The sequence below is a fragment of the Oryzifoliimicrobium ureilyticum genome (assembly GCF_037199735.1).
GTDB lineage: Bacteria > Pseudomonadota > Alphaproteobacteria > Rhizobiales > Rhizobiaceae > Rhizobium > Rhizobium ureilyticus.
On the sequence record NZ_JBBBVQ010000027.1, the window covers coordinates 1 to 23,226 of the forward strand.

The 23,226-nt window shown below is 55.6% G+C and carries 21 protein-coding genes; 8 read left to right on the plus strand and 13 right to left on the minus strand.

Features of this window, described 5'->3' with window-relative positions; all coding sequences use genetic code 11:
• The first annotated feature begins 372 nt into the window (after positions 1-372).
• A complete protein-coding gene (locus VQ830_RS25325) occupies positions 373-711 on the plus strand; it encodes a hypothetical protein (protein ID WP_337270939.1) in 339 nt (112 codons plus the stop codon).
• Positions 712-768: 57 nt separating this feature from the next.
• Here VQ830_RS25325 and VQ830_RS25330 read toward each other — a convergent pair whose 3' ends face one another.
• The 7 genes from VQ830_RS25330 to VQ830_RS25360 all read right to left on the minus strand — a co-directional run bounded on the left by VQ830_RS25330 (position 769) and on the right by VQ830_RS25360 (position 9,544).
• A complete protein-coding gene (locus tag VQ830_RS25330; protein WP_337270940.1) occupies positions 769-1,557 on the minus strand; it encodes an NAD-dependent epimerase/dehydratase family protein in 789 nt (262 codons plus the stop codon).
• Positions 1,558-1,600: 43 nt separating this feature from the next.
• Complete coding sequence (locus VQ830_RS25335; protein ID WP_337270941.1) at positions 1,601-2,461, minus strand: aldose epimerase family protein; 861 nt, start codon at positions 2,459-2,461, stop codon at positions 1,601-1,603.
• On the minus strand, positions 2,454-3,641 hold the full coding sequence (locus VQ830_RS25340; RefSeq protein ID WP_337270942.1) for a galactarate dehydratase: 1,188 nt from the start codon (positions 3,639-3,641) through the stop codon (positions 2,454-2,456). The genes VQ830_RS25335 and VQ830_RS25340 overlap by 8 nt, the downstream gene beginning before the upstream one ends.
• Positions 3,638-5,362: an ABC transporter ATP-binding protein gene (locus VQ830_RS25345; RefSeq protein ID WP_337270943.1), complete on the minus strand. Its 1,725-nt coding sequence runs from the start codon at positions 5,360-5,362 to the stop codon at positions 3,638-3,640. Before VQ830_RS25345 ends, VQ830_RS25340 begins: the two co-directional genes overlap by 4 nt.
• A gap of 7 nt (positions 5,363-5,369) precedes the next feature.
• Positions 5,370-6,491 (minus strand): ABC transporter permease, encoded by a 1,122-nt coding sequence (locus tag VQ830_RS25350; protein ID WP_337270944.1) that lies wholly within the window; start codon positions 6,489-6,491, stop codon positions 5,370-5,372.
• Between the two features lie 9 nt (positions 6,492-6,500).
• Complete coding sequence (locus VQ830_RS25355; protein WP_337270945.1) at positions 6,501-7,487, minus strand: ABC transporter permease; 987 nt, start codon at positions 7,485-7,487, stop codon at positions 6,501-6,503.
• 107 nt (positions 7,488-7,594) lie between these two features.
• Positions 7,595-9,544 carry an ABC transporter substrate-binding protein gene (locus VQ830_RS25360; protein ID WP_337270946.1) on the minus strand — a complete coding sequence of 650 codons (1,950 nt, stop codon included), beginning with the start codon at positions 9,542-9,544 and terminating at the stop codon, positions 7,595-7,597.
• A 254-nt stretch (positions 9,545-9,798) separates the two neighbouring features.
• On the opposite strand from VQ830_RS25360, the gene VQ830_RS25365 reads away from it, so the two are divergent.
• The 4 genes from VQ830_RS25365 (at position 9,799) to VQ830_RS25380 (ending at position 13,492) form a co-directional block, all read left to right on the plus strand.
• A complete protein-coding gene (locus tag VQ830_RS25365) occupies positions 9,799-10,521 on the plus strand; it encodes a FadR/GntR family transcriptional regulator (RefSeq protein WP_337270947.1) in 723 nt (240 codons plus the stop codon).
• A 79-nt stretch (positions 10,522-10,600) separates the two neighbouring features.
• Positions 10,601-11,479, plus strand: coding sequence for an SMP-30/gluconolactonase/LRE family protein (locus VQ830_RS25370; RefSeq protein WP_337270948.1), 879 nt, complete (start codon positions 10,601-10,603; stop codon positions 11,477-11,479).
• Positions 11,480-11,516: 37 nt separating this feature from the next.
• Complete coding sequence (locus VQ830_RS25375; protein ID WP_337270949.1) at positions 11,517-12,428, plus strand: dihydrodipicolinate synthase family protein; 912 nt, start codon at positions 11,517-11,519, stop codon at positions 12,426-12,428.
• Between the two features lie 314 nt (positions 12,429-12,742).
• On the plus strand, positions 12,743-13,492 hold the full coding sequence (locus tag VQ830_RS25380) for a cytochrome c biogenesis CcdA family protein (RefSeq protein ID WP_337270950.1): 750 nt from the start codon (positions 12,743-12,745) through the stop codon (positions 13,490-13,492).
• A 123-nt stretch (positions 13,493-13,615) separates the two neighbouring features.
• On the opposite strand, the gene VQ830_RS25385 is transcribed toward VQ830_RS25380, so the two are convergent.
• From VQ830_RS25385 to cysG, 5 genes are read right to left on the minus strand one after another with little or no spacing between them, the layout of a single operon-like run.
• Positions 13,616-14,827 (minus strand): UbiH/UbiF family hydroxylase, encoded by a 1,212-nt coding sequence (locus VQ830_RS25385; RefSeq protein ID WP_337270951.1) that lies wholly within the window; start codon positions 14,825-14,827, stop codon positions 13,616-13,618.
• Positions 14,828-14,874: 47 nt separating this feature from the next.
• Positions 14,875-15,387, minus strand: coding sequence for a DUF934 domain-containing protein (locus tag VQ830_RS25390; RefSeq protein WP_337270952.1), 513 nt, complete (start codon positions 15,385-15,387; stop codon positions 14,875-14,877).
• Between the two features lie 9 nt (positions 15,388-15,396).
• On the minus strand, positions 15,397-17,067 hold the full coding sequence (locus tag VQ830_RS25395; RefSeq protein WP_337270953.1) for a nitrite/sulfite reductase: 1,671 nt from the start codon (positions 17,065-17,067) through the stop codon (positions 15,397-15,399).
• 7 nt (positions 17,068-17,074) lie between these two features.
• The gene (locus VQ830_RS25400) at positions 17,075-17,389 is read right to left on the minus strand and encodes a DUF2849 domain-containing protein (RefSeq protein ID WP_337270954.1); all 315 of its coding nucleotides are present in this window, start codon (positions 17,387-17,389) and stop codon (positions 17,075-17,077) included.
• Positions 17,389-18,831, minus strand: a complete 1,443-nt coding sequence (gene cysG / locus VQ830_RS25405; RefSeq protein WP_438618688.1) for a siroheme synthase CysG — start codon at positions 18,829-18,831, stop codon at positions 17,389-17,391. The genes VQ830_RS25400 and cysG overlap by 1 nt, the downstream gene beginning before the upstream one ends.
• Positions 18,832-19,050: 219 nt before the next feature.
• Between cysG and VQ830_RS25410 the strand changes: the two genes are divergently transcribed.
• The 3 genes from VQ830_RS25410 to VQ830_RS25420 are packed head-to-tail and all read left to right on the plus strand — an operon-like array spanning position 19,051 to position 21,688.
• Positions 19,051-19,632, plus strand: coding sequence for a nucleoside deaminase (locus VQ830_RS25410; RefSeq protein WP_337270956.1), 582 nt, complete (start codon positions 19,051-19,053; stop codon positions 19,630-19,632).
• Positions 19,633-19,639: 7 nt separating this feature from the next.
• Entirely contained in the window at positions 19,640-20,464 is an 825-nt protein-coding gene (gene mazG, locus VQ830_RS25415; protein WP_337270957.1) for a nucleoside triphosphate pyrophosphohydrolase, read from the plus strand.
• A 30-nt stretch (positions 20,465-20,494) separates the two neighbouring features.
• A complete protein-coding gene (locus VQ830_RS25420; protein WP_337270958.1) occupies positions 20,495-21,688 on the plus strand; it encodes an FAD-dependent oxidoreductase in 1,194 nt (397 codons plus the stop codon).
• 173 nt (positions 21,689-21,861) lie between these two features.
• On the opposite strand, the gene hflX is transcribed toward VQ830_RS25420, so the two are convergent.
• Positions 21,862-23,193, minus strand: coding sequence for a GTPase HflX (gene hflX, locus VQ830_RS25425; protein WP_337270959.1), 1,332 nt, complete (start codon positions 23,191-23,193; stop codon positions 21,862-21,864).
• Positions 23,194-23,226 lie beyond the last annotated feature (33 nt).

Consider the following 23,226-nt stretch of genomic DNA (forward strand, 5'->3'; position numbering starts at 1 on the left):
TCGAAGACGCTCATCCATGACCGAAGTCTCTCTCCACGGCATCTACACCTCCCGATAAAGTCGGAAAGTGTAACCCATGTCTCCGGTACGATTTGTCACCTATCTCTCAGGTCGCACAAAATTCTCGAGATTGGTGCTGGCGTCACAGAAGATGCGTCTAGGCTCAACCTTCTGCTCTCTTGTCCGAAGCATCAAATGAAAAGCCTCTGGCGGCTTTATCGGATGATCTTCCCCTTCGTTGCGCAAGTAGTCGACACTTCAAGATGGCATCTGGATCGGATGTGAAGGCATGTCGCATTTCGTCCACAGTCCAGGAATTGGAACAAAGACCTTCGTTCTTCATTTTATTGCTATCGAATAGAGGAGGATACAATGTCTTTTGATCTGAACAACGACCCAAATCGCCCAATCGATCGTGATGCGGAGCTTCGCAATTCATCAATGAGCACTGCCCACGTGCATACGGAAAAGTCTCGCTCATGGGTAGGATGGGTGGCAACGATCGCCGTACTCGCAATCGCTGCCTTTGCAATTTATCAGTGGACGGGAGCTCCCAACACTGATCCGCAGCCTACGGCATCGACTACCAAATCAGAGCCGGCTCCTATGACGCCAGCTGCTCCGGCCGGTAATGCCAACACACAGGCCGCACCTTCAACGCCTGCCCCAGCAGCCCCTGCCGCTCCGGCAACTGGCAATGGTCAGCAGTAAGTAACCTCAATCAAAGTTAGACAATAATGGGCCGGTGTCTCGCGACACCGGTCCTTCTCATTTGTAGATGGGATCATTGACAAAAACCCCACCTTGGTAGCGTACCAAAGCGTCGCCTCCGTCGGGAACTCCCTTTTCCTCGATTTCACGGCGGTAAGTCTCGGCGTTATCGCGCGGTTGCCACCCCAGCCAGGAGATGTGACTGTTATCCCAGGTCGACGCATCATTGGCCGATACGCCCCAGATGATCGGGCAATCGATGAAAGGGGCTGCGAAAATGCGCTCTATCAACAACGCAAAATCGTCGTAAGACAGCCATGTCGACAGCATCCGATAATTGCTGGGCGCCGCCATGCAGGAGCCAATACGGACGCTTGCCGTCTCCTGCCCGAACTTCTCGAAATACATGCGTGCCAAGGCTTCACCAAAACATTTGGAAACCCCGTAAAGGCCATCGGGCCGCGTCGGCATATCAGGCGTCAAACGTTGCGTTTTTGGGTAGAAGCCGATCGTATGATTCGAACTCGCAAAGATAATGCGGGGATGGCCATGCGCCCTCGCTGCCTCGTAGAGATTGTACATTCCGATGATGTTACCGCCGAGAATTTGCTCGAAGGGGCGCTCGACAGAGATGCCACCGAGATGAAGGATGCCATCACAGCCCTCCACCATCTGATGAACGGCATCACCATCGGCAAGATCACATTGGACACACTCTTCATGCTCACCCGCATCACCCAGAGGAGCAATATCCGACACGCGAATAATTTCCGCCAACGGGCGAAGACGCTCGCGCATCACCTTTCCAAGGCCTCCTGCCGCTCCTGTAATCAAAAGACGTTTCATCGGCGCTTCCTTTCAAACCTTGGCATTGTGATAACGAAGATCTTCATCCTACAGATACATGGACCTGCCCTTCCAGGGCCTGTCCGGGCTGCAGGAACTCAAGTCCCATCTCAATCTTGATGTCGTCCCGGTGAGCAAGCGCGCTTGCAGCGCTTGAGACCGGCTCCAGACAAAGATAATTTGCCATACGATGCACGGCGAGGTGGTGCAACGGTGCACCAGAGCGCATGCGCAGCGTCAAGCCGCAATCGAGCGATGTTTCAGCCGTCGTCCAATCGGAAAGATGGATCGTATATCCCTCTCTCGCTGGCAATTGTTCGCCGGTCCGCGGTTCTGCAGCCTCACTTCGTGGCAGATCACGCGCGTCCAGTGCAAAAGCCGACCGTGCATCTGTTCGTGCTGGCTGCGAAATACTCGCGGCAAAATAGGGGTGCCAACCGAGACCGCCTGGCATTGGCTTCTTATCGCGATTAGCTAAACGTAGACCAACCTGCAAACCGTGTTGTGTAATGGTAAAATCCTGCTCGGCGCGAAATGAAAATGGCCAATCTTCATCCGCGTCGTAGTCTATCGCCATGACAAGTCGCTCCGGCTCATGTCGAACAACGTTCCATGCCTTACGATGCGTGGGACCATGCATGGCATCACCCGAAAGCGCCGGATGCGCGCGCACCTGATATTGGGTGCCCTGAAACTTGAAGGCCGCTCCGACAAGGCGATTGTGATACGGGAATAGAGGGTAAGCGCCGCCTCGCGGCCAAGCCAGAGGATCGAACGTTGCCGATTGGATGGGAATGACAATATGCCCAGCGTCGCGATGACGAAATTCGACAATACGTCCGCCCATTGTCGGCGCAAAACGGGCCAAAAGAGGCCCGCTCGCGATCTCCGCTATGTCAGGCATAGGCATATGACCCGTCAGGACGCTTCGGCACCCTCCGTTGCCAGTGAACATAGCCATCCTCGGCCATGGCCTTCTCGTCCATTTCCACGCCCCAGCCTGGCCGGTCAGGCCTGAGCTCCAGATAACCGTCCTTCGGCAGATAGGGGTCGACCACATAACGGGTCGTGTCTTCGCGCTTTTCCACCTCAGTTCCGCCATAGACGTAACATTGGCCAACCGGCAAACGATACTCCAGAATTTTGAAATTCTGCTGCGCTGCCGAGAAATGCACATTGACCGCCGTTGCAAGCGGACCCATCGGATTATGCGGAGCAACGCCGACGAAATATGCCTCTGCGAGGGTGGCAATACGGCGCATTTCCGAAATACCCCCCACGACACAAATATCAGGCTGTATGAGATCGGCACCCTTTATCTGAAGAAGGCGCAGGAATTCGTTCCTGTTGTAAAGCGACTCTCCCGTTGCCAGTGTGCAGTGAAGCCCCTGTTTTAGATCGCCCCACATTTCGATATTTTCGGGTCTCAACGGCTCCTCATAGAAGAGAGGATCGTAAGGTGCGAGCGCGTTCCCGAGCTGACGGGCGGCGCTCGGCTCGAAAATCTTTGCATGTGCATCAAAGGCAATTTCATATTCGGAACGGACCGTCTCGCGCAGCGAACGGAAATATTCCGCAGAGGTGCGCACGATTTCGCCCCAGCGGTTGGCATGGATATCGATGCGCCACGGGCTCAGTTTAAAGGCACGAAAACCCCATTCCTCATTCAGCCGATCAAGTTCTTCCTTGGCTGCGGGCACATCCGGCGCGGTATAAACGCCGGCGTAGACCTTGATCCTATCGCGTACCTCCCCCCCGAGGAGCTTATAAACGGGAACGCCGGCTGCTTTTGCAGCAAGATCCCAAAGGCAATGGTCAAGCCCCGAAATGGCAGAAAGGCCCATGGCTCCTGGAGGAAAGCGGCTTTGTTGGATCATCAAATTGACGAGAAAGTCGACGCGGGTCGGATCCTGTCCGGACAGGAAACCATAGAGATAGTCGAGGATGGGGGGTAGTGCGAGATCCGGACCATGATTGTAGCATTCGCCCCATCCGGTCAGGCCGTCATCCGTGTCGAGAGCAACGATAACACGTGGACGATCCTTGTCGCGCGTCACGAAGACGCGCATGCGATCGATTTTCATCTTACTGCACTTTCATTCTTGGCAATGTTGGGTTCGGTGTATCGGAACCGGCGCGAGCGATCCCTGTCACGCGGATCGGGCCGCGGGATGGCAGATAAGAGGGCCTGGGTGTACGGATGATCTGGCGCGTTGCAGACCTTATCGGCATCACCGACCTCCACTAATCTTCCGCGATACATCACACCGACGCGGTCGCACATGTAGCGAATGACGCCGATGTCATGGCTGATGAAAATATAGGAGAGTCCCAGTTCGTCCTGGATGCGCATGAGCAGGTCAAGGACCTGAAAGCGGACCGAAACATCGAGCGCCGATGTCGCCTCATCGGCCACGATGATACGCGGGTTCAAGGTGATCGCACGCGCGATGCCAATGCGTTGCCGCTGGCCGCCGGAAAAGGCGTGGGGATAGCGCTCGCGGCCGGCAGGATCGAGACCGACCTGTTCCATGAGGTGGCAGACGCGATCGTCAAGCTCCCTGCCCTTCGCTATTCCATTGACGAGCAGAGGCTCACCAATGACCTGCGCTACCGTCATTCGCGGATTGAGCGAGCCGAAGGGATCTTGAAAGACCATCCGCAACTCACGCCGCGCAGCCTTTAACTCCCGCCCTCCAATCTTCGCAAGATCGATCACATTGCCGTCGGCGCGGCGATAGAGCATTTCTCCGCCGCTTGGATCATAAAGTCGCATGATAGAGCGGCCCATCGTGGTTTTGCCCGAGCCGCTTTCACCAACGATCCCGAGGGTCTCGCCGGGAAGCAATTTGATAGACACCTCATCGAGGGCTTTGACCGTACCAAACTGCATGGAGAGGTTGCGAACCTCGATAATAGGAGCAGCGCTGGTATCGAGCGGCGGCCTTTTCAATCGGATCTCCGCCTTCTGCTCAAGCTTCAGCACGGAGCCGATCAGCATGCGGGTATAGGCATCTTTTGGCTGATGGAAAATCTGTTCGACGCTGCCGTATTCCTTCACAACGCCGCGGTGCATCACAAGCACATCGTCAGCAATCTGAGCGACAACGCCCATATCATGCGTGATAAACAGAACCGCCATCCCATGCGATTTCTGAAGCCGCGCAATCAGGTCAAGAATTTCTGCCTGCGTCGTGACATCGAGCGCAGTGGTAGGTTCGTCGGCGATGAGGAGACGTGGCTTGCACGCCAGCGCCATCGCTATCATCACGCGCTGGCGCATACCGCCGGAATATTGGAACGTGTACCGGTCTATCGCTTTTTCAGGATCGGCAATTTCGACTTGGCGAAGCAAATCGATCGCTTCTTTGCGCGCCTCTTTCTTGCTGATTTTCAAATGCAGTTGGAGCGCCTCGATGATCTGGTCGCCGACCGTGTGCACTGGCGAAAGCGATGACATCGGCTCTTGAAAGATCATAGCGATATCTGCGCCACGGACCGCTCTGATCGCCTTTCCACGTGGATTGAGTTTTGCCAGATCGATTGTCGAGCCATCAGGCTGCGATAACAGAATGGAGCCCGACGCAATGCGTCCTGGCGTATCAATGATCTGCAGGATTGAGCGCGCCGTCACCGACTTTCCCGAACCACTTTCCCCCACGACGCAGAGCGTCTTGCCGGCTTCTATGGAAAACGAGATATCGTCGACCGCCTTAAAGATCCCGGTACGCAAAGGAAATTCCGTCACCAGGTTTTTGACTTCCAACAACGGCCTGCGTGGGCTCAAAGAAACTACGTCTGACATCAAGCCCTCACTTATTGTATGGATCGGCTGCGTCACGCAGACCATCACCCAGCAGATTGAGCGCCATCACGGAGATGACAACGGCAAGGCCAGGGAAGAAAAGCCACGGCGCTGTCGCGATCGATCTGATGTTTTGAGCCTCGCGCAGAAGAACGCCCCAGGAAATTGTCGGGGGCTGCAGTCCGAGCCCCAGGAACGACAGCGAGGTCTCAGCCAATATCATTGCCGGCACCGCAAGGGTCACAGACGCAATGATATGGCTCGAAAAACTCGGCAGCATGTGGCGAAAGATGATGCGTCCTTCGCTTGCGCCGTCGAGACGGGCGGCGGACACAAACTCTTCGGTTCTCAGCGACAGGAAACGTCCCCTGACGACGCGTGCGAGCTGTGCCCAACCCGTCAAGGAAAGGATGATCGTGATCATCATATATTGCATGGTGGCCGGCCAATTCTGCGGTAAGGCTGCGGCCATTGCGAGCCAGATCGGGATGGTCGGAAGAGAGAGCACGAAGTCGATGATGCGCTGCATGACGAAATCGAGTCGCCCGCCGTAATATCCGGAGATACCGCCGAGGACGACACCTAGAAGCAGCGATATGAACACGCCAACGAGGCCAATCGATAGTGACACCTGCGCGCCCTGGACGACGCGGCTGAAAACATCGCGGCCCAGGCGGTCCGCGCCAAATAGGAAGAGCGGACGCGTTTTATCGCCGGGGGCAAGGAGATGGATATCGCTGCTGAACAGGCCGAGTACCGAATATTCGTAACCGCGTCCGAATAAGTTGATCGGGATCTTGCGGCTCAAATCTTCCGTGTAGACCGCAGCCAACGTTTCAGGATCGCGTGATAACTTCAACGGATAATAGTGGAGCCCCAACTCTCCGCTTTTCGGGTCATAGATGTGAACGCGTTGTGGCGGATAGAATGTCGCGCGGGCATTCTGCTGAACCGGATCGTTGATGGCGAAGAAGCCGGGAACCAGCGCAACGACGTACATGGCGATGGTGACGAAAAGAGCAACCATCGCCAGACGATGTCGCTTGAAAGCCCACCAGATCAGCTGCCATTGTGAGGCGACGGCGGCGCGCTCGGCGCGGACGGGCACTGCTATAGCTAAATCGGTCATGACGCCCTCCTACTCGAGCCGGATACGGGGATCGACGAGCGCCAAAAGCACGTCGCTGATCAAAGAGCCGATGAGCGTGAGCGCGCAAATCAGCAGAACGAACGCGCCGGCGAGGTACATGTCCTGGGCCATAAGCGATTGGAGCAGCATCGGCGCAGCGGTCGGCAAGTTGAGGACGATGGCGACTACAACAGACCCTGAGATCAGGTTTGGCAACAACCAAGCAATGGTCGATATGAACGGATTGAGCGCGATGCGCAGCGGATACTTGGTCAAAAGCCGAAATTCTGACAACCCCTTTGCTCTTGCCGTCGTAACATAGGGCTTCGGCAATTCATCAAGCATATTAGCGCGCATGACGCGGATGAGGCTTGCTGTTGACGAGACAGCCAGAATGATGACCGGTAACCAAAGATGCTGCAGCAGATCCACCATCTTGGCGAAGCTCCACGGAGCATTCTCGTACTGCGAAGAAAAGAGACCGCCCACGTCCTGGCCAAACTCGACCGCGGCAACATACATCAGCACGAGGGCGAGCAAGAAGGACGGGATTGAAAGGCCAAGGAAACTGAAGGCTGTGAAGGCATAGTCGCCGATGGAGTACTTGCGCACGGCAGAGTAAACTCCGATAGGCAGCGCGATGGCCCAGGTCATGATGAGGCTTGCAAGCGCCAGCACCAGCGTCAGCGCCATTCTCTCCCAGATGAGCCCCGACACAGACTGCTGCCATTCGAAGGAGATCCCAAAATCGCCGCGCGAAATGATGCCCCATATCCATTTCAGATATTGAACGATCATCGGTTGATCGAGACCGAAACGCTCACGGAGCTGGGCGGCCGTATTCTGATCGACGATCTCATTGGAGGATGCGAGCGTGGCAACATACGTGGTGACGTAGTCGCCTGGCGGAAGCTGGATCAGCACAAACGCGAGAAAGCTGACAGCAAACAGCGAGGGTATCATCCATAAAAGACGTTTGGCGATAAAAGACAGCATCAATATTCTCCAATAGCCACGCCGTGCGTCCAGACCGGCCACTGTGGCGGACGTCAGTCAGAAAACTGAAAAGTGCGCCGGCGGCTCGCCGACGCACGATCATTGTCTCAAGTGCTGAAGAAGAATTGCTGCGGCATGGCAGGGCCGGGATTGGGCCAGGACCAGCTGTCTGGCTCCTTTTCCGGCACATTTTGCAGATTGTTGCGAACAATCCCAAAGGTGCCGACGGCAAGGCAGACGCCGATTGTTTCAAACTCGTCCGCGCAGATATCGAAAATCTGCTTCATCAGAGCGCCGCGCTTATCAAGGTCGGCCGTTGATCTTGCCTCGTCGAACAACTTGAAGCGTTTCTTCTGGCTCTCAGGTGGCTCCTCGCCTTTTTGCCCGTTGGATGTGTACCAGAAGGCCCAGGGAATGGCATAACGCGAGCCTTGCGGATGGAAGGCGAAGAAATCGCGGGGATCGAGCATCGGATCGAGGCCGCCCGGACCAGGCCAAACTTGCGCATCATGCGCGTTGTCATCGCCGCGTGTGTAGTAGAGCGCCCGCTCAATGGTGTTGACTTTGATATCGATGCCGATCTGCGCCCACTGCGACTTCACCAGTTCAAGCGTATCAACGAGGTCGGGATAAAGAGTGGGAATGACATCAATCGCGAAGAAGACAGGTTGGCCGTCAGGACGCAGGCGCATGCCCTGCGGGTTCTTCTTGTCATAGCCGGCAGCATCGAGCATCGCATTGGCCTTGTCGGCATCAAAGTCTGTGAACTGCCGCGCCAATTTTTCATGATACCATGGATGCGAAGGGCGCGGTCCAGCCTGATAACCTTCGCTTTGTCCGAAATAGACAATGTCGATTATTTCCTGGCGGTTCAGTCCAAGCGAGAGCGCTTGCCGGAATGACTTATCGGCGAACATCTTGCGCATTGCCGGATCTTTATGCGTGATGTTGAGGTAGATCTGGCATTGCTGCGACGCGGACGGAATGAGAGTCAAAAGACGATAATCGCCCTTCTTGGTGTTTTGCGAAAGCGTCGGCTTATTGGCGAGGACGTTGATATGGCGTTCCTGAATGTCGATCTTGCCCGAGATGACATTCAGCATCAGGGATTCGACATCCTGGGAGATCCCGAAATTCAGCTCATCGATATAGGGGAGCTGATGACCCTCGGTGTCGACCTGCCAGAAGTAGGGATTGCGCACCATGACGACCTTGGTGGCCCCTCCCGTATAGGGCTCCTTGATAACCCACGGATCGAGCACAGGCTTATCGGGATTGCCCCAGCGCGTCGGTATTTCGATATCGCCGCATTTCGCACGGAATAGCTCGGTCCAACTCGTCACGCCGGCCGCTTTCACATCGGCGGCAAGATTGCTGTTATACTTTGGAATGAACTGGCTGCAGTAGTGCTTGGGAAAGAGCGTCGGATGCTGCCCCAGCGGCGTCGCAAGATTTTCGAGATAAAGAGCGTTGGCCGCGGCAAATTTAAATTTGACTGTATAATCGTCAACCTTGCTGACCGTCACGGCTTTGCCGGCGACAGACAGCTGCGCTGGCGTGGCGCTGTAGAGCTCCGTGTTTTTCACGCAGTCTTCTATTGCAAAGACAATATCATCTGCAGTGAAGGGATGGCCATCAGACCATTTAATGCCGCGTCGCAGATGAAACGTGAATTCCGACGCATAATCGTTCACATCCCACTTTTCCGCTAGGTTCGGCATGACAGCGGTAAATTCAAGATTCCAGCGTACGAGGCTTTGGTTGCCGACCATGCGCAAAATGCCGTTATGGTCCGACGACCCGCGCAGCCCACGGCGAAGCGAGCCACCATATTTTCCGACTCTTTGAAGCGGCGTGACGACGAGAGGGTTTTCAGGCAGCCGCTGCGCAAGCGGCGGAAGCTTCCCGTCTTTCACCAGAGCCGCCAGTTGCGGCGCTTCCTTATCATTATCTGCAAAGGCAACACCGCCTGTCAGCGATAATGCAGCAGCTCCGCCCACTCCGGCCAAAAAGCCGCGCCGTGTCAGTTCCGGCGAAAATTGATGCCCCTCGCTCATGAAGTCTCCTCCCGATCATCAGCTTCCTGGGCCGGCAGAGCATCTTAGCTTTACCCCGGCCCACCGCTGGTCTCCTCCCAAGCGGATGGCGGCACCATAGGCAGCTTTGCAGATGATTACAAGTATTGACAGATTATTACAGGTTTTCTAAGGCTGCATATATCTAGTCGACTGCGCAACGGCTAAATAGTGCCCAAACGGCATGTCTTGATGCGTGGGTTGGGGGAGAATGCCCGATAATCAAAGGTGACGAAATGATCGGCGGGAGTCAGAGCGTCGCGTTGGCAAGAAGCGAAACACGCTTCAGCGATATCATCTACGAAAAGATCGTTGGCATGATTGCGGAAGGCAGATTTCCCGTCAATGAGCGGTTGCCTTCCGAGCAGAACCTGGCAGTTCTTTTCGGAGCATCCCGCCCGGTGGTCCGCGAGGCACTGGAGCGGCTGCGGCAAGATCAGCTCATCGTCTCTCGTAAGGGATCTGGCTCTTATGTGCGCCAGAGACCCGACTCTTCGATGCTGCAGCAGGTTCCGGTAGGCTCACTGGCTGACGTTCAGCGTTTCTTCGAATTTCGCGCTGGTCTGGAATCCGCTGCCGCAGAGCTTGCGGCAAGAAATTGGCAGCAGGCGGACAGACAACTGATCCAAGAGGCACTCGATGCCTTGGAACAGTGTCTCGTTCGTGGCGATCTTGGAGCTGAAGAAGACTTCCTTCTTCACGAAGCAATTGCCTATGCCTCCGGCAATCAATTTCACACGATCGTCCGCAACTGGTTCAAACCACACTTTTCGATCGGACAATCCGTTACGCGCAGTCTGAGCCTTCGTCGTACACCACAACATCTGCGCGATGTTCAGGAAGAGCATCGCGCCATCGTCGAAGCAATCTTCAATCGAAATGAGAAGGCGGCTTACGACTTTATGAAAACGCATGTGCTGAATGCACGTGCAAGAATGTTTCAGGGGGTTGAGCCCTGACTGAGACCACGCAATCCATAACTCGGCAGCTTCTTGAAGAGGCGCCGATGAACATGACCATACAAAACAAGAGGAACAGATGACTGCTCCCAGCTTCTATACTCCAACTGTGAAGCGTCTTATCGACGTACCGCTCGCAATCGGCGAGTCTCCAGTCTGGGACGATCGTACTGGCGATCTCTGGTTTGTCGATATTTCCGCACCTACCATCTTCTGCCTTACGCCGGCTGGCAGTTTGAGAAAATTCGACATGCCGGCCGCAGTTGGCTGCCTTGGTCTTTGCGAGAACGGTAAATTACTTGCCGGCCTGCAGACAGGCGTTCACATCTTCGATCCGACGACCGGCGCTTTGGACCTTTTGTGTGATCCGGACGGGGGTCGCGCCGATAGCCGCCTCAATGACGGAAAGGTCGGCCCTGACGGACATTTTTGGGTCGGCACGCGCGATGAAGCCGTTCCGCAGACGGGCAATGGGTTTCTGTACCGGGTGGCTCCAGATGGCAGCTTCAAAACGATTCTCAGCGGCCTCTTGACCTCAAACGGCCTCGCCTGGTCGCCAGACGATAAACGCATGTATCATTCGGACAGCAGCGGGCTTTACCTGCAGGCATTCGATTTTGATAAATTCACAGGTGAAATCGGACCTGCACAACGGTTACACGACTTTGGACCGGAAGAAGGAAGACCCGACGGTGCGGCCGTGGACGCAGAAGGATTCTATTGGAGCTGTGGCGTGCGTTCGGGACGCCTTAACCGGATGTCGCCCGACGGCGAGATCGTTGAAGTGTACATGATGCCGGTTCGGGGCAATAGCATGCCCTGTTTCGGCGGCCCCGACCTGAAGACGCTCTATGTCACCAGCCTTGCGCTTGATCGGCATGATGGACCCGAGCCTGGCACGTTGATGGCTTTCGATGCGCCAGTTGCTGGCGCTCCCATATCCCGCTTTGCCCTTTGATCGGCCGCTCGCCGCTTCGCTTGTTCAGGAGAACGCAATGATATTTCAGGATCTTCGCCAACGGCTGCATGGAATTTCGGGCGTCCCAGTCACCGCTTACGACGAGCAAGGTGAGGTAAACACCCGCAGCACTGCGGAAGTATACGCTCGTGTAGCAAAGGCCGGCATCCACAACATCGTTGCTGCTGGCAATACGGGCGAATTCTATGCCCTGACACCTGATGAAATTCTGAAGGTTTATGAGGCGGCTTTGAAGGGCGTCGATGCACAGGCGCCGGTGACGGCGGCAATTGGCCGTTCACAACGAGAAGCCATAGCCATGGCGCGTGCTGCAAAATCCCTTGGAGCCAGCGCGGTTATGTCCCATCAGCCCGTCGATCCATTTGCCGCGCCTCAGTGCGAAATCGACTATTTCTGTGGCTTGGCGGAAGCCAGTGAACTTCCGCTCATCGCCTATGTCAGATCTGTCGGCTATAGTGTGGACGATCTTGTGCGGCTGGCGGAACACCCGAACATCGTCGCGATAAAATTTGCCATCACCGATGTGATGCTCTTATCGAGAGCAATTGGCGCTTCCGATCCGAAGGGCGCGCTTTATGTTTGCGGTCTCGCTGAAAGCTGGGCGCCAGCCTTTGCAGCTGTCGGGGCGAAAGGCTTTACATCAGGGCTCGTGAACGTCGCACCCAGCTTCTCTCTTGAAGTTTCAGCAGCACTTTCCGCAGGTGATTTTGAAAGAGCGCGCAAAGTGGTTGCCATGATCGAACCCTTCGAAAGAATGCGGACCAAGTTCCGCAATGGAGCTAATGTGACCGTTGTCAAAGAGGCAGTCGAGCTTCTTGGGCTGAAGGTAGGTCCTGTTCGCGCGCCGGGACTTGCAAGGCTTTCGACCGCGGATCGCGCCGAACTGGAGGCGATGCTGGAGAGCTGGAACTTGGCTAAAGCGGCATGACGTCGAGCAGCGGTCGTTGCGAATACGGCATGGCGGTGCGGCTGCCGCTCGACAATGACGAATTGGGAGCGAGGCCGCCTGCACCGGATGGCATGCTTTAGAAGCGCGTATCGAAACAACGCCGGCGGGCTCAATCGTTCCATCGCACGATGCCCGAAAATTGATTCCGCTTCTTTCGGCGATGCTGTAGAGAAAGATCGCCCGCCCGCGCTGTGTTCTTCTGCGTCGTCGTTGGCGTGATTTGGTATTTAGCATGCAAGCTTACGGACGGTGTTGCTTCTTTCCGGCATGCATGACTGCAACCGGAGACCTCCGTGTCGATTGCTGACATATCCCTGCTCACCGCCCTTATCGCCGGAACGCTCTCCTTTTTGTCGCCGTGCGTTTTGCCGCTTGTGCCACCCTATCTCTGCTATATGGCCGGAATCTCGGTCGAACAGTTCCGCGGTGGTTCCACCACAGCTGTCATCCCTGGGCTGCGTCGAAACGTCATGCTCTCGGCCTTGCTGTTTACCCTCGGCTTTTCTACCGTTTTCGTCGCGCTTGGTGCAGGCGCCTCAAGCATCGGTATTATCTTGCGCCAGCATCTCGATATCTTGGCAAAGATTGGCGGATTGGTCGTCCTGATCATGGGACTGAACTTTCTTGGCGTTTTCCGCATCGGAATTCTATCGCGTGAAGCGCGATTCCAAACGGGTGGAAAACCGGCTACTCTCACCGGCGCTTATATCATGGGGCTCGCTTTTGCCTTTGGCTGGACGCCGTGCATCGGACCCGTGCTCGGCGCTATTCTAGGAGTTGCGGCCTCGCGCGAAACCGTTGGTTCAGGCGCGTCGTTGCTTGCAATCTATTCCTTGGGGCTTGCCATTCCGTTCTGGATCGCAGCCGGCTTTTCGGGTGCTTTCATGTCGTTTCTGTCGCGCTTCCGGCACCATCTCGGCTTGATGGAGAAACTGCTGGGCGTTTTCCTTGTGCTGACGGGGCTTGCTTTCATTTTCGGCTTCGTCAGCGACGCCGCCATCTGGTTCCAGCAAACCTTCCCCATTCTGATGAAAATTGGCTGAGCATGCGGTTGCAAGCCCCGGGCGAGCAAGCTGAGGCACAGGGCTTCGTGAATGTGTTATGCCGATCGAAATGAACTAATCGACCCGGGGACGAGATCCCAGAGTGCAGTTTGGGTTCCAGGATCAGGCTTTTTTGCGCATGATCCGGTCGCGAAATGCTTCAGGGATTGCGCGCAAACCACGACCAGGTTCGACACCCTCCCGCATCACCATGCTGCGTAGCGGCGGAAAAACGGAAAGAAGCTGAAGACCTGCTGCCCGCGCCATCTGAACCGGCAGAAAATCTGTCAAAAGCGAGCGATTCAACAAATCGACGCTCGCTGTTCGAGACAGGACGTCGGCGCGGCGTTTCCGGTCGAACCTGCTGCCGGCATCTGCTGCGATGGGTTTTTCGATGTCTTCGCACAGCACCGAACTTAGAGACATGATATCGCGAAGGCCAAGATTGAGGCCCTGCGCACCGATTGGCGGAAATACATGAGCAGCTTCGCCTATCAAGGCCATGCGTCCCTGTCCGAATCGATGTGCAACCATCCCTGACAACGGCCATATCTGCGGAGTCTCTTCAACTTCGACAGCGCCAAGAATGGAATGCATGCGCTCTTCAACAAGAGCAGACAGTTCCGCTAATGAAAGTTTGGAACGAGGTTCAGCATCGGCAGGCTTTTGAACCCATACTAAGCTGGAGCGATTGCCCGGAAGCGGTACCTGCGTAAATGGTCCATACTCCGTGTGAAATTCAGTCGAAATGTTTTCGTGCGGGCGCTTATGAGAAAAATTCAGGACCAGCCCGGACTGGGGATAAGACCAGGATCGTACATCGATTAATGCTGCTTCGCGCAACTTCGATTTGCGCCCGTCAGCACCGACCACGAAATCGGCCGTTACAGTTGTTCCGCTCGCAAGCAGCAGCGTCGCCCTGCTCTCGTCGAGGACCACCGTATCGAGGCTAGTATCGAAATATGAGACGCGGCCCTCGCCCGTGACAGCAAGCCTGATCTGGTCCAGAAGAACAGCGTTTGGAAAGTTATAGCCAAAAGCTTCCAGGCCGACTTCGGCAGATCGGAAAACAGTCGTCGGCGCACGCAGCAAGCGGTCGGTACCGTCGATGATGCGCATCGCTGCTAAGGGTGCAGTCGAGGGCCGCAGATCTTTCCACAGAGAAAGACGGTCCAGAAAACGGACCGACTGATCCATCAAGGCTGTCGTGCGCCGATCTGGAACCGGCGCTGTCGGCGCGATAAGTGCGACTGAGCGACCACCGCGAGCCAGCGATATTGCCGCTATATGTCCGGCAAGACCTCCGCCAACAACTGCAACTTCGAAATGGTCCATTTCATCGCTCCGGTTTGATCGCGCAGCGAGCAGCATCCAATTGAAACTCAGGCTGCCGGCTTCGTCTGCCGTCGCCAACTATAGCCTTTGACAGGCTCCGCGTCACGCGCAGAAGGTTGATAATGATGAGGAATACCCGGAAGACGATTTTCCGATAGCCGCCTTAAGGCTGTTTCGTTGGTCACAGCAAAACTGTCGATGCCAACCCGCAGCATCAGCGGGATCTGGTCGATCAAGACGTCGCCGACAGCGCGGATTTCATTCGTATAGTTCAGCCTCTCACGCAGCAGAGACGCGTGACTGAACGCACGCCCGTCGTTAAAGGCAGGAAACGCGAGCGCGACCAGTTCAAGGCGATAAAGATATGGCTCCAGGCGGCGAACGTCGTCTGCGGGCTTGATCAAAACACCGAACCCAACTTCGTTGCTTTCTTCGGCTTGAGCAATCAGAGTCTCCAAATCAAGCAAAGGCTTTTGCCCCTCACTGGCTTTCAACTCTTCCGTCTCAACAACCCAAGGATCGTTTTCGACGAACCCGGTTTCTCTCCAAATCTTGGTCATGATCTCTTCCTAAGCCGCCTCTGCCGCGGAGCCGTAAAGCGCCTCTTTGAATGGCTGGGGTCCAACGCGTCGATAGGTATCAAGAAACTTTTCGGACGCATCCGTGCGGATCGACAGATAGGTGTTCACGATCGTTTCCACAGCGTCCGTGACTTTTTCAGGCTCGAAGCCGCGCCCAATGATTTCACCGATCGACGTGTGTTCATCCCCGGAGCCGCCAAGGGTGATCTGATAGAGTTCAGCTCCCTTTTTCTCGACACCAAGAAGACCGATATGGCCCACGTGATGGTGCCCGCAAGCATTGATGCAGCCTGAAATCTTGATCTTCAACTCGCCGATTTCCGCCTGACGTTCCGAATTGCCAAAACGCTGCGAAATTTCCTGGGCAAGCGGAATGGATCGTGCATTTGCCAGCGCACAATAGTCCAATCCAGGACAGGCGATAATATCGGTTATGAGGCCGGCATTGCCTTCTGCCAATCCAATAGCTGCAAGAGCACGATAAACGGTCTCGAGATCAGCAAGGGCGACATGCGGCAGGATTAGGTTCTGCTCATGACTGACGCGAATTTCGTCGAACGCATATTCTTCGGCGATGTCGGCGATAGCATCCATCTGGACGTCGCTTGCGTCTCCTGGAATGCCACCGATCGGCTTCAGTGAGATCGTCACCATGCCGTAATCCGGATTTTTATGCGGCGCGACATTCTGTTGTACCCAGCGCGCGAAATTAGGATCTGCCTTTTTCCAGCGCGCAAGGCTTTCCCAGCCTTCCGGACGCTGCGGCAAGGTCGGCAATGAGAAATAGGAGCGGATGGCCTCGACGTCTGCCTCGGGCAGCTTCAGTTCCGTATCTTTCAACTGCGCAAATTCGGCCTCGACCTGACGCGCAAGCTCTTCCACACCCGTTTCATGAACGAGAATTTTTATCCGCGCTTTGTATTTGTTGTCGCGGCGACCGTAGAGGTTATACACGCGCATGATGGCTGTGGTGTAAGAAAGCAAGTCTTCTTCCGGAAGAAAATCCCGGATCATCTTTGCGATCATCGGCGTTCGGCCCTGGCCGCCGCCCACATAGACGGCAAAGCCAAGCTTGCCCTCTTCGTTCTTCTTGAGATGCAACCCGATGTCATGCACCTGGATGGCGGCGCGATCGCGTTCTGCGCCCGTCACGGCAATCTTGAACTTGCGAGGCAGGAACGAAAATTCGGGGTGGACGGAAGACCATTGGCGAAGGATTTCCGCGTAAGGGCGCGGGTCCGCAACCTCATCGGCGGCAGCCCCGGCAAAGTGATCTGCCGTCACATTACGGATGCAATTGCCCGAGGTCTGGATCGCATGCATTTCGACTGTTGCAAGCTCCTCCATGACAGCCGGCATATCCGCAAGCTTTGGCCAGTTGAACTGAAGGTTTTGCCGCGTTGTAAAGTGGCCATAGCCACGGTCATACGTCCGCGCGATATGCGCGAGCTTTCGCAGTTGCCGCGAGGACAGCGTGCCATAGGGAATTGCAATACGCAGCATGTAGGCGTGAAGCTGCAGATATACGCCATTCATCAAGCGTAGCGGCTTGAACGCGTCTTCGGAGAGTTCGCCGGCAAGACGCCGCTCGACCTGGTCGCGAAACTGCGCGACGCGTTCGGCGACAAAAGCATGATCAAATTCGTCGTAGCGATACATCGTAACCTCAGACTGCAATAAATGCGGGATCAGCCGGCTGATAACCCGGGGCATATTCCATTGTGGGGCCTTGCGCGCGTATACGTTCGCGAAGGCGTAACGGCCAAATCACGCCGTCGGTTTCCTTAACCTCAATGACGTTAACATCGACGACCTTATTGTCGGCAAAAGCCGCTTTGCCAATCTCTTCAAGTGCCGTCACCGCTTCAGCATGACGTGCGATCAATGCATCCTGCAAGGATGTCACCCACTCACCGTTGGCATTCAGCCAAACAGCGACGCCATCTGTCAATCGATTGGCAGTCAGAACTTTGTCCACCATCACATGCTCCTTGCAAGATCGCGATTTCGCACCGCTTCGACAAGCGGCTCTGATTTGTCAAAAGAGGCGCCAGCAACCGCTTCGCCAATAATGACCATCACCGGGCCACTCAATTCATCACGTCCTTCCAAGCCGGCAAGGTCCGCGATAACGCCATGCAGCAACCGTTTGTCGGAACGGCTTGCGTTTTCAACCACGGCGACAGGCGTTTCTTTGGGAAGACCCGCCGCAATGAGACGCTCTGAAACTGACGCCGCAACACTGCGCCCCATATAGACGGCAATGGTGGCGCCCGAAAGCGCCAATCTCGCCCAATCCGGTAGAACTTCACCGGCGAGATCGTGACCTGTCGTAAAGACAAGAGAGGATGCCACGCCGCGCAACGTCAAAGGCAGCTCGAAGTCAGCAGCAGCAGCAAAGGCTGAGGTTATGCCTGGGACGATCTCATAATCGATGCCGGCAGCCCGCAGCGCAGCCATTTCTTCACCCGCCCTTCCATAGATCAAGGGATCACCGGACTTGAGACGAACGACGCGTTTTCCTTGCCGACCTAGATAGACAAGAAGGTCGTTGATCTCCTCCTGCGATTTCGAGTGGCAACCTTTGCGCTTTCCGACAGACAGTCGCTCGGCATCGCGTCGGCCCATATCCACAACCGCCTGGGGCACAAGTGCATCATAGACGATCGCATCGGCTTCCATCATGACGCGCTGCGCGCGCAAGGTCAGAAGGTCTTCAGCGCCTGGTCCTGCGCCAACAAGCCAGACGCGGCCCTCGACTTTGCCCGCAGAGTGAAGCAGACCATCCGCAGCAGCCTTTGCCTCGGCCACGTTACCGGACGCCATTGCATCGGCAACCGGACCCGAAAAGAAACGTCGCCAAAAAACACGACGCGCCGCGCCACGCGGTATGCGCTCATCCACAGCCCCACGATAAGCAACAGCCAAAGAGGCAAGCCGCCCCAGCGAAGGAGACAAAAGACGGTCAACCTGAGAGCGTATCAGTTGCGCAAGAACCGGCCCGGCGCCTTCGGTTCCAATCGCCACCGCAAGAGGCGCCCGATTGACGAGCGCGGGTGTGTAAAAGTCGCAAAAATCTGGCTGATCGACGGCATTGACGGGAACTCCAGCGGCACGAGCGGCCGCAACGATCGTTTGATCTTTACCCGTTTCCCCTGTTGCGGCAAAAACGAGCGCAGCCCCTTCGACCTGGTCAGGAGAAAAACCTCCCTTTTTCACCTCGATACCGTGCGAAAGAAGATGGGCGTAATAGTCCGCCTCCGGTCTTTCGACATAAGCGATGATCTTTGCCTTGGTATTCATCAAGAGACGGGTTTTCGCGTAGGCTTCGTCACCGTCGCCGAAAACAGCCGTGACCTTACCGTCGACCCGGAAGAAGGCGGGGAAAACAGAAAGCTTATCTTGATCGCTGAGCATTAGCATTCCAATTCGAAGTCGCGACACTATGCATCTTCGTACAGGTCAGGTGAAGAAAGATAAATTCGAAAGCACGCACGCCTTGCGTATTCTTTTGCAGGCTCATCCCCAATAGAAGAATAGACGCCCGGAGGCCGAAGCTAATACCAGCCGAGCCTGCGGCGTTTTCAAAACTTCATTTCTTGGCATAGCACGCTAGACTGCTACAAAAAAGGAGGCTCGCTCATGCCGTCAGAGACTATGGTCCATCGTCTTTTGGACGTAATCGAACAAGACATTCTACCAATGACGGAACGTGGGGTTGCGATGGGCAACAAAGTGTTCGGGGCGGCGATCCTCCGCAAATCGGATCTCTCGCTCGTTGTTGCTGAAACGAATAACGAACTGGAGAACCCCCTCTGGCATGGTGAAGTTCACGCGCTAAAGCGCTTTTATGAACTTTCACAGCCGCCCGTCACCAAAGATCTCATTTTTCTATCAACGCACGAGCCCTGCACAATGTGCATGTCCGCGATCACCTGGGCAGGCTTTGATAACTTCTACTATTTCTTCAGTCATGAAGATTCACGCGATAGCTTTTCCATTCCGCATGACTTGAAAATTTTACGGGAAGTTTTCGGTCTCGAAGCTGGCGGCTACCGCCGCCAAAATGCATTCTGGAACAGCTTTGCGATTATGGACCTTATCGAGCAAGAGGCGGAGCAGGCGAAATTGAAAGAACAAGCGCGGGAGATCCGATTACGCTACGACATGCTCTCGGAGAACTATCAGGCATCCAAAGGCCAAAACCATATTCCGCTGAATTGAGGTCCAGATGCTTCCTTCCAAAGACATCAAACGGCTGATTGAGATTATGGCCGCTCTGCGGGATCCGAACACGGGTTGTCCGTGGGATATCGAACAGGATTTCGGAACGATAGCCCCCTACACCTTGGAGGAAGCGTACGAGGTGGCGGATGCTATCGAGCGGAACGACCTCGACGACTTGCGAGAAGAGTTGGGCGATCTTCTATTGCAGGTCGTGTTCCATTCGCGCATGGCCGAAGAACTGGGTGAATTTTCATTTGGAGATGTCGTCGAAGCTATCACGCACAAGATGATACGCCGTCATCCGCATGTCTTCGCGCGTTCTGACGCCGACACGCCAGAGGCCGTGAAACGCCAGTGGGACGACATAAAGCAGATCGAAAAGCGCGAGCGCGCAGAAAGACGAGCAAAGCGCGGTATTACCGACGACTTCAAGCAATGCTATCTTGGAAGCGTCGGTCGAAACTTCCCAGCCTTGACCGAAGCGCTCAAGCTTCAGGAACGCGCTGCCAAAGTTGGCTTTGATTGGCAAAATGCCGAGCCTATTCTCGACAAAATCGAGGAGGAGATCGGGGAATTGCGCGAAGCCCTACGCAGCGGCAATCAAGCAAAGGTGCAGGATGAGCTTGGTGACCTGATTTTTGCGGTCGTCAATATCGGACGTCACGTCAAGACAGATCCTGAGCAGGCGCTGCGCGGAACCAATGCGAAATTCAGGCGCCGTTTCAAATATATAGAAGACACTCTTCAAAAAAATGGTGAAGATCTCGCTGAGGCTTCTCTAGAGCGGATGGAAGAGATCTGGCAGGCGTCCAAAAAGAACGAACGCTGACCGGACCAAACCATCTGAGAAGGTGTCCTGATGAAATGTTCAACCCTTGAGGTCGCGATTGCTGGCGCAGGTATCGGCGGTCTCGCCCTCAGCATCCTACTCGCCAAAGAGAATGCGAAAGTCGTCGTCTATGATCAGATGACCGCACCCAAGCCAGTCGGTTCCGGCTTCGTGCTGCAGCCCACGGGCCTTGCGGTTCTCGCCGCCATGGGGCTGAAAAAACATATTCAAGAGCGCGGCGCCAGGATCACCAATATGTATGGCCGGCTGTCGAAGTCCAAGCGTACCGTCCTATCGATCAGCTACGACAAAGGCAGGCACGGTCTGGCCGTTCAACGAGCCGCTCTCTTCAACCTTCTGTTTTCCGAAGCTGTGAGATGCGGTGTGCAATTCGAAACATCCTCTCGCATTACTGCCATCGAACCTCAGACAAAACCTCGCTTGTTAAGTGCGGCAGGAGTAGCGCTGCCGCCTGCCGATTTGGTTATCGACGCCATGGGCGCCAGCTCAACAGTTGGCGCATCTGGGCGCACCGAATTGAACTACGGGGCCTTATGGGCGACTGTTGCCTGGCCGGAAGGCGGACCTTTTCATCCCGAACATCTTGAGCAGCGCTATCAGCGCGCGAGCCGTATGGCCGGGGTTCTGCCAGTCGGAACCGTGGCCGATGGCGCTCCGCCGAAGGCAACGTTCTTCTGGAGCTTACGCAACCGCGATTTCCAGAGGTGGTGCGCTGACGGCCGCACACGCTGGATTGAAGAAGTCTCCGAGATCTGGCCCGAGGCAGCCCAATTTGCTGAAAGTGCCGAACCTGTTCATGCACACTACCGCCATCACACACGCTCAGCCACCCTGGGCCAGCACGCGATAAAAATCGGAGATGCCTGGCACGCGACAAGTCCTCAGCTCGGACAAGGCGCGAACATGGCGCTTCTGGACGCGATGTCGCTTATTCTTGCTTTGAAGCGGGAGGCTTCCATTGCCGATGCACTCGCAGCGCATCTGGCGCAGCGCCGGCCTCACATCACGCTTTACCAGATGCTCAGCCTCTTGCTCACTCCATTTTATCAGTCGGACAGCCGCCTTCTTCCATTTATGCGAGACATCGCTATCGGCCCTGTGACGGCTTTGCCGGGCGTCAGGCAGCTTGTCAGCCATCTGGTAACAGGCGAACTTCTTGATCCGCTTCGGCGAATCGGACTAACGGACACCCATCAAAACTAAAGTTAGGTTACCGCGATACCTGATCCGACACTAAAGCAGGTGGCGCTTGATTTAAGTCTTCTTGGCTCTATGACGGCCAAAAGCGGATCGCACTCTCTGGGTATTACCACTCAGCCACAGGTCTTGGTTTCCGTGTGCCATGCTCAAACCGGTCGCTTTGAGCATGGAACGCATCAGGTTTCCCAATCTTCCTTCACAGGCTTTGGACCTTGTCCAAGCTTCCGCTCTAATTCTTCAGCCTCAGATTCCGCGATCTTAATCTCAAGCGTGACACTACCGTCTTCATTATCGTCGCGGCTTTCAATGACCGAGTGGCCGTAAAGCCACGGAAGCAAAGCAAGCTTGTCGACAGGCAAAGTGATCACGGTCTCGACGAGAACGCCCGACAGGCGCCGGCTGATCTCGTCCATCAGATCATCGACGCCCTCACCCGTGACGGCCGATACAGCGACAACGTTTTCGGCGGTCAACGCCTTGTGTCTGATGGCGTCATGATTTTCAGGCTCAAGTCGGTCGATCTTGTTCCAGACTTCAACGATGCGCCGAGCGGCTTCCGCCTCATCAATTCCAAGGTCAGACAAAATGCGCATGACATCGCTGCTTTGTGCCTGGTGATCAGGATCAGACATGTCGCGGACATGCAAGATCAGATCGGCTTCAAGAACCTCTTCCAGAGTCGCGCGAAAAGCCGCTACGAGATGGGTTGGCAGGTCGGAGATGAAACCGACGGTATCTGACAGGATTACGGTTCTGCCGTGCGGCAGCTTCATACGACGCAATGTCGGATCAAGCGTGGCGAAAAGCATGTCCTCAGCTAACACGCCCGCGCCGGTGATGCGATTGAACAGCGTCGACTTACCCGCGTTGGTGTATCCCACAAGCGCGACAATAGGATGCGGCACCTTCTTGCGTTTGGCGCGGTGCAACTGCCGGGTACGAACGACCTGCTCCAGTTCACGCTCCAACCGCACAATTCTGTCCTGCAGGAGCCGACGGTCGGCTTCGATCTGGGTTTCACCCGGGCCCCCCATGAAACCACCGCCGCCGCGCTGGCGTTCAAGGTGGGTCCAACTGCGCACAAGACGGCCCTTCTGATAGTTCAGATGCGCCAGATCAACCTGAAGCGCTCCTTCTTTCGTCGACGCACGACGCCCGAAAATTTCAAGGATCAGACCGGTTCGGTCTATGACCTTTGCATTCCATTCCTTTTCGAGATTGCGCTGCTGAACAGGCGTCAGCGGATGATCGACGATCACCAAACCTGAGTCCTTCTCATCGAGAAGAGACTTGATTTCCTCGATCTTACCAGTGCCGATCAATGTCGCCGGGCGAGGATCGCCAACCGGAACAGTAAGGCCGCTCACTACCTCAAGATCGATTGCCTGCGCGAGACCTACGGCCTCTTCCAACCGGCTCTCAGGAGGACGGCTCGTTGTTATAGATCCGTCTTGCGAACCGCGCGCTCGTGCCTGCTTGAGGACAGGCACGATCACGGTGGCTCTCATGTCGTCGCGAAGTTTAGTCGCTTCGGGAACAAG

What these genes read in the sequence shown, in the direction of transcription:
- VQ830_RS25385 (WP_337270951.1), bottom strand. Translation starts at nt 14,827, where the DNA reads ATGGACCATTTCGAAGTTGCAGTTGTTGGCGGAGGTCTTGCCGGACAT.
- VQ830_RS25325 (WP_337270939.1), top strand. Translation starts at nt 373, where the DNA reads ATGTCTTTTGATCTGAACAACGACCCAAATCGCCCAATCGATCGTGAT.
- VQ830_RS25400 (WP_337270954.1), bottom strand. Translation starts at nt 17,389, where the DNA reads ATGGTGGACAAAGTTCTGACTGCCAATCGATTGACAGATGGCGTCGCT.
- mazG (WP_337270957.1), top strand. Translation starts at nt 19,640, where the DNA reads ATGCTTCCTTCCAAAGACATCAAACGGCTGATTGAGATTATGGCCGCT.
- VQ830_RS25420 (WP_337270958.1), top strand. Translation starts at nt 20,495, where the DNA reads ATGAAATGTTCAACCCTTGAGGTCGCGATTGCTGGCGCAGGTATCGGC.
- VQ830_RS25370 (WP_337270948.1), top strand. Translation starts at nt 10,601, where the DNA reads ATGACTGCTCCCAGCTTCTATACTCCAACTGTGAAGCGTCTTATCGAC.
- VQ830_RS25330 (WP_337270940.1), bottom strand. Translation starts at nt 1,557, where the DNA reads ATGAAACGTCTTTTGATTACAGGAGCGGCAGGAGGCCTTGGAAAGGTG.
- hflX (WP_337270959.1), bottom strand. Translation starts at nt 23,193, where the DNA reads ATGAGAGCCACCGTGATCGTGCCTGTCCTCAAGCAGGCACGAGCGCGC.
- VQ830_RS25335 (WP_337270941.1), bottom strand. Translation starts at nt 2,461, where the DNA reads ATGCCTGACATAGCGGAGATCGCGAGCGGGCCTCTTTTGGCCCGTTTT.
- VQ830_RS25375 (WP_337270949.1), top strand. Translation starts at nt 11,517, where the DNA reads ATGATATTTCAGGATCTTCGCCAACGGCTGCATGGAATTTCGGGCGTC.
- VQ830_RS25410 (WP_337270956.1), top strand. Translation starts at nt 19,051, where the DNA reads ATGCCGTCAGAGACTATGGTCCATCGTCTTTTGGACGTAATCGAACAA.
- VQ830_RS25365 (WP_337270947.1), top strand. Translation starts at nt 9,799, where the DNA reads ATGATCGGCGGGAGTCAGAGCGTCGCGTTGGCAAGAAGCGAAACACGC.
- VQ830_RS25355 (WP_337270945.1), bottom strand. Translation starts at nt 7,487, where the DNA reads ATGCTGTCTTTTATCGCCAAACGTCTTTTATGGATGATACCCTCGCTG.
- VQ830_RS25340 (WP_337270942.1), bottom strand. Translation starts at nt 3,641, where the DNA reads ATGAAAATCGATCGCATGCGCGTCTTCGTGACGCGCGACAAGGATCGT.
- VQ830_RS25390 (WP_337270952.1), bottom strand. Translation starts at nt 15,387, where the DNA reads ATGACCAAGATTTGGAGAGAAACCGGGTTCGTCGAAAACGATCCTTGG.
- VQ830_RS25345 (WP_337270943.1), bottom strand. Translation starts at nt 5,362, where the DNA reads ATGTCAGACGTAGTTTCTTTGAGCCCACGCAGGCCGTTGTTGGAAGTC.
- VQ830_RS25395 (WP_337270953.1), bottom strand. Translation starts at nt 17,067, where the DNA reads ATGTATCGCTACGACGAATTTGATCATGCTTTTGTCGCCGAACGCGTC.
- cysG (WP_438618688.1), bottom strand. Translation starts at nt 18,831, where the DNA reads ATGCTAATGCTCAGCGATCAAGATAAGCTTTCTGTTTTCCCCGCCTTC.
- VQ830_RS25350 (WP_337270944.1), bottom strand. Translation starts at nt 6,491, where the DNA reads ATGACCGATTTAGCTATAGCAGTGCCCGTCCGCGCCGAGCGCGCCGCC.
- VQ830_RS25360 (WP_337270946.1), bottom strand. Translation starts at nt 9,544, where the DNA reads ATGAGCGAGGGGCATCAATTTTCGCCGGAACTGACACGGCGCGGCTTT.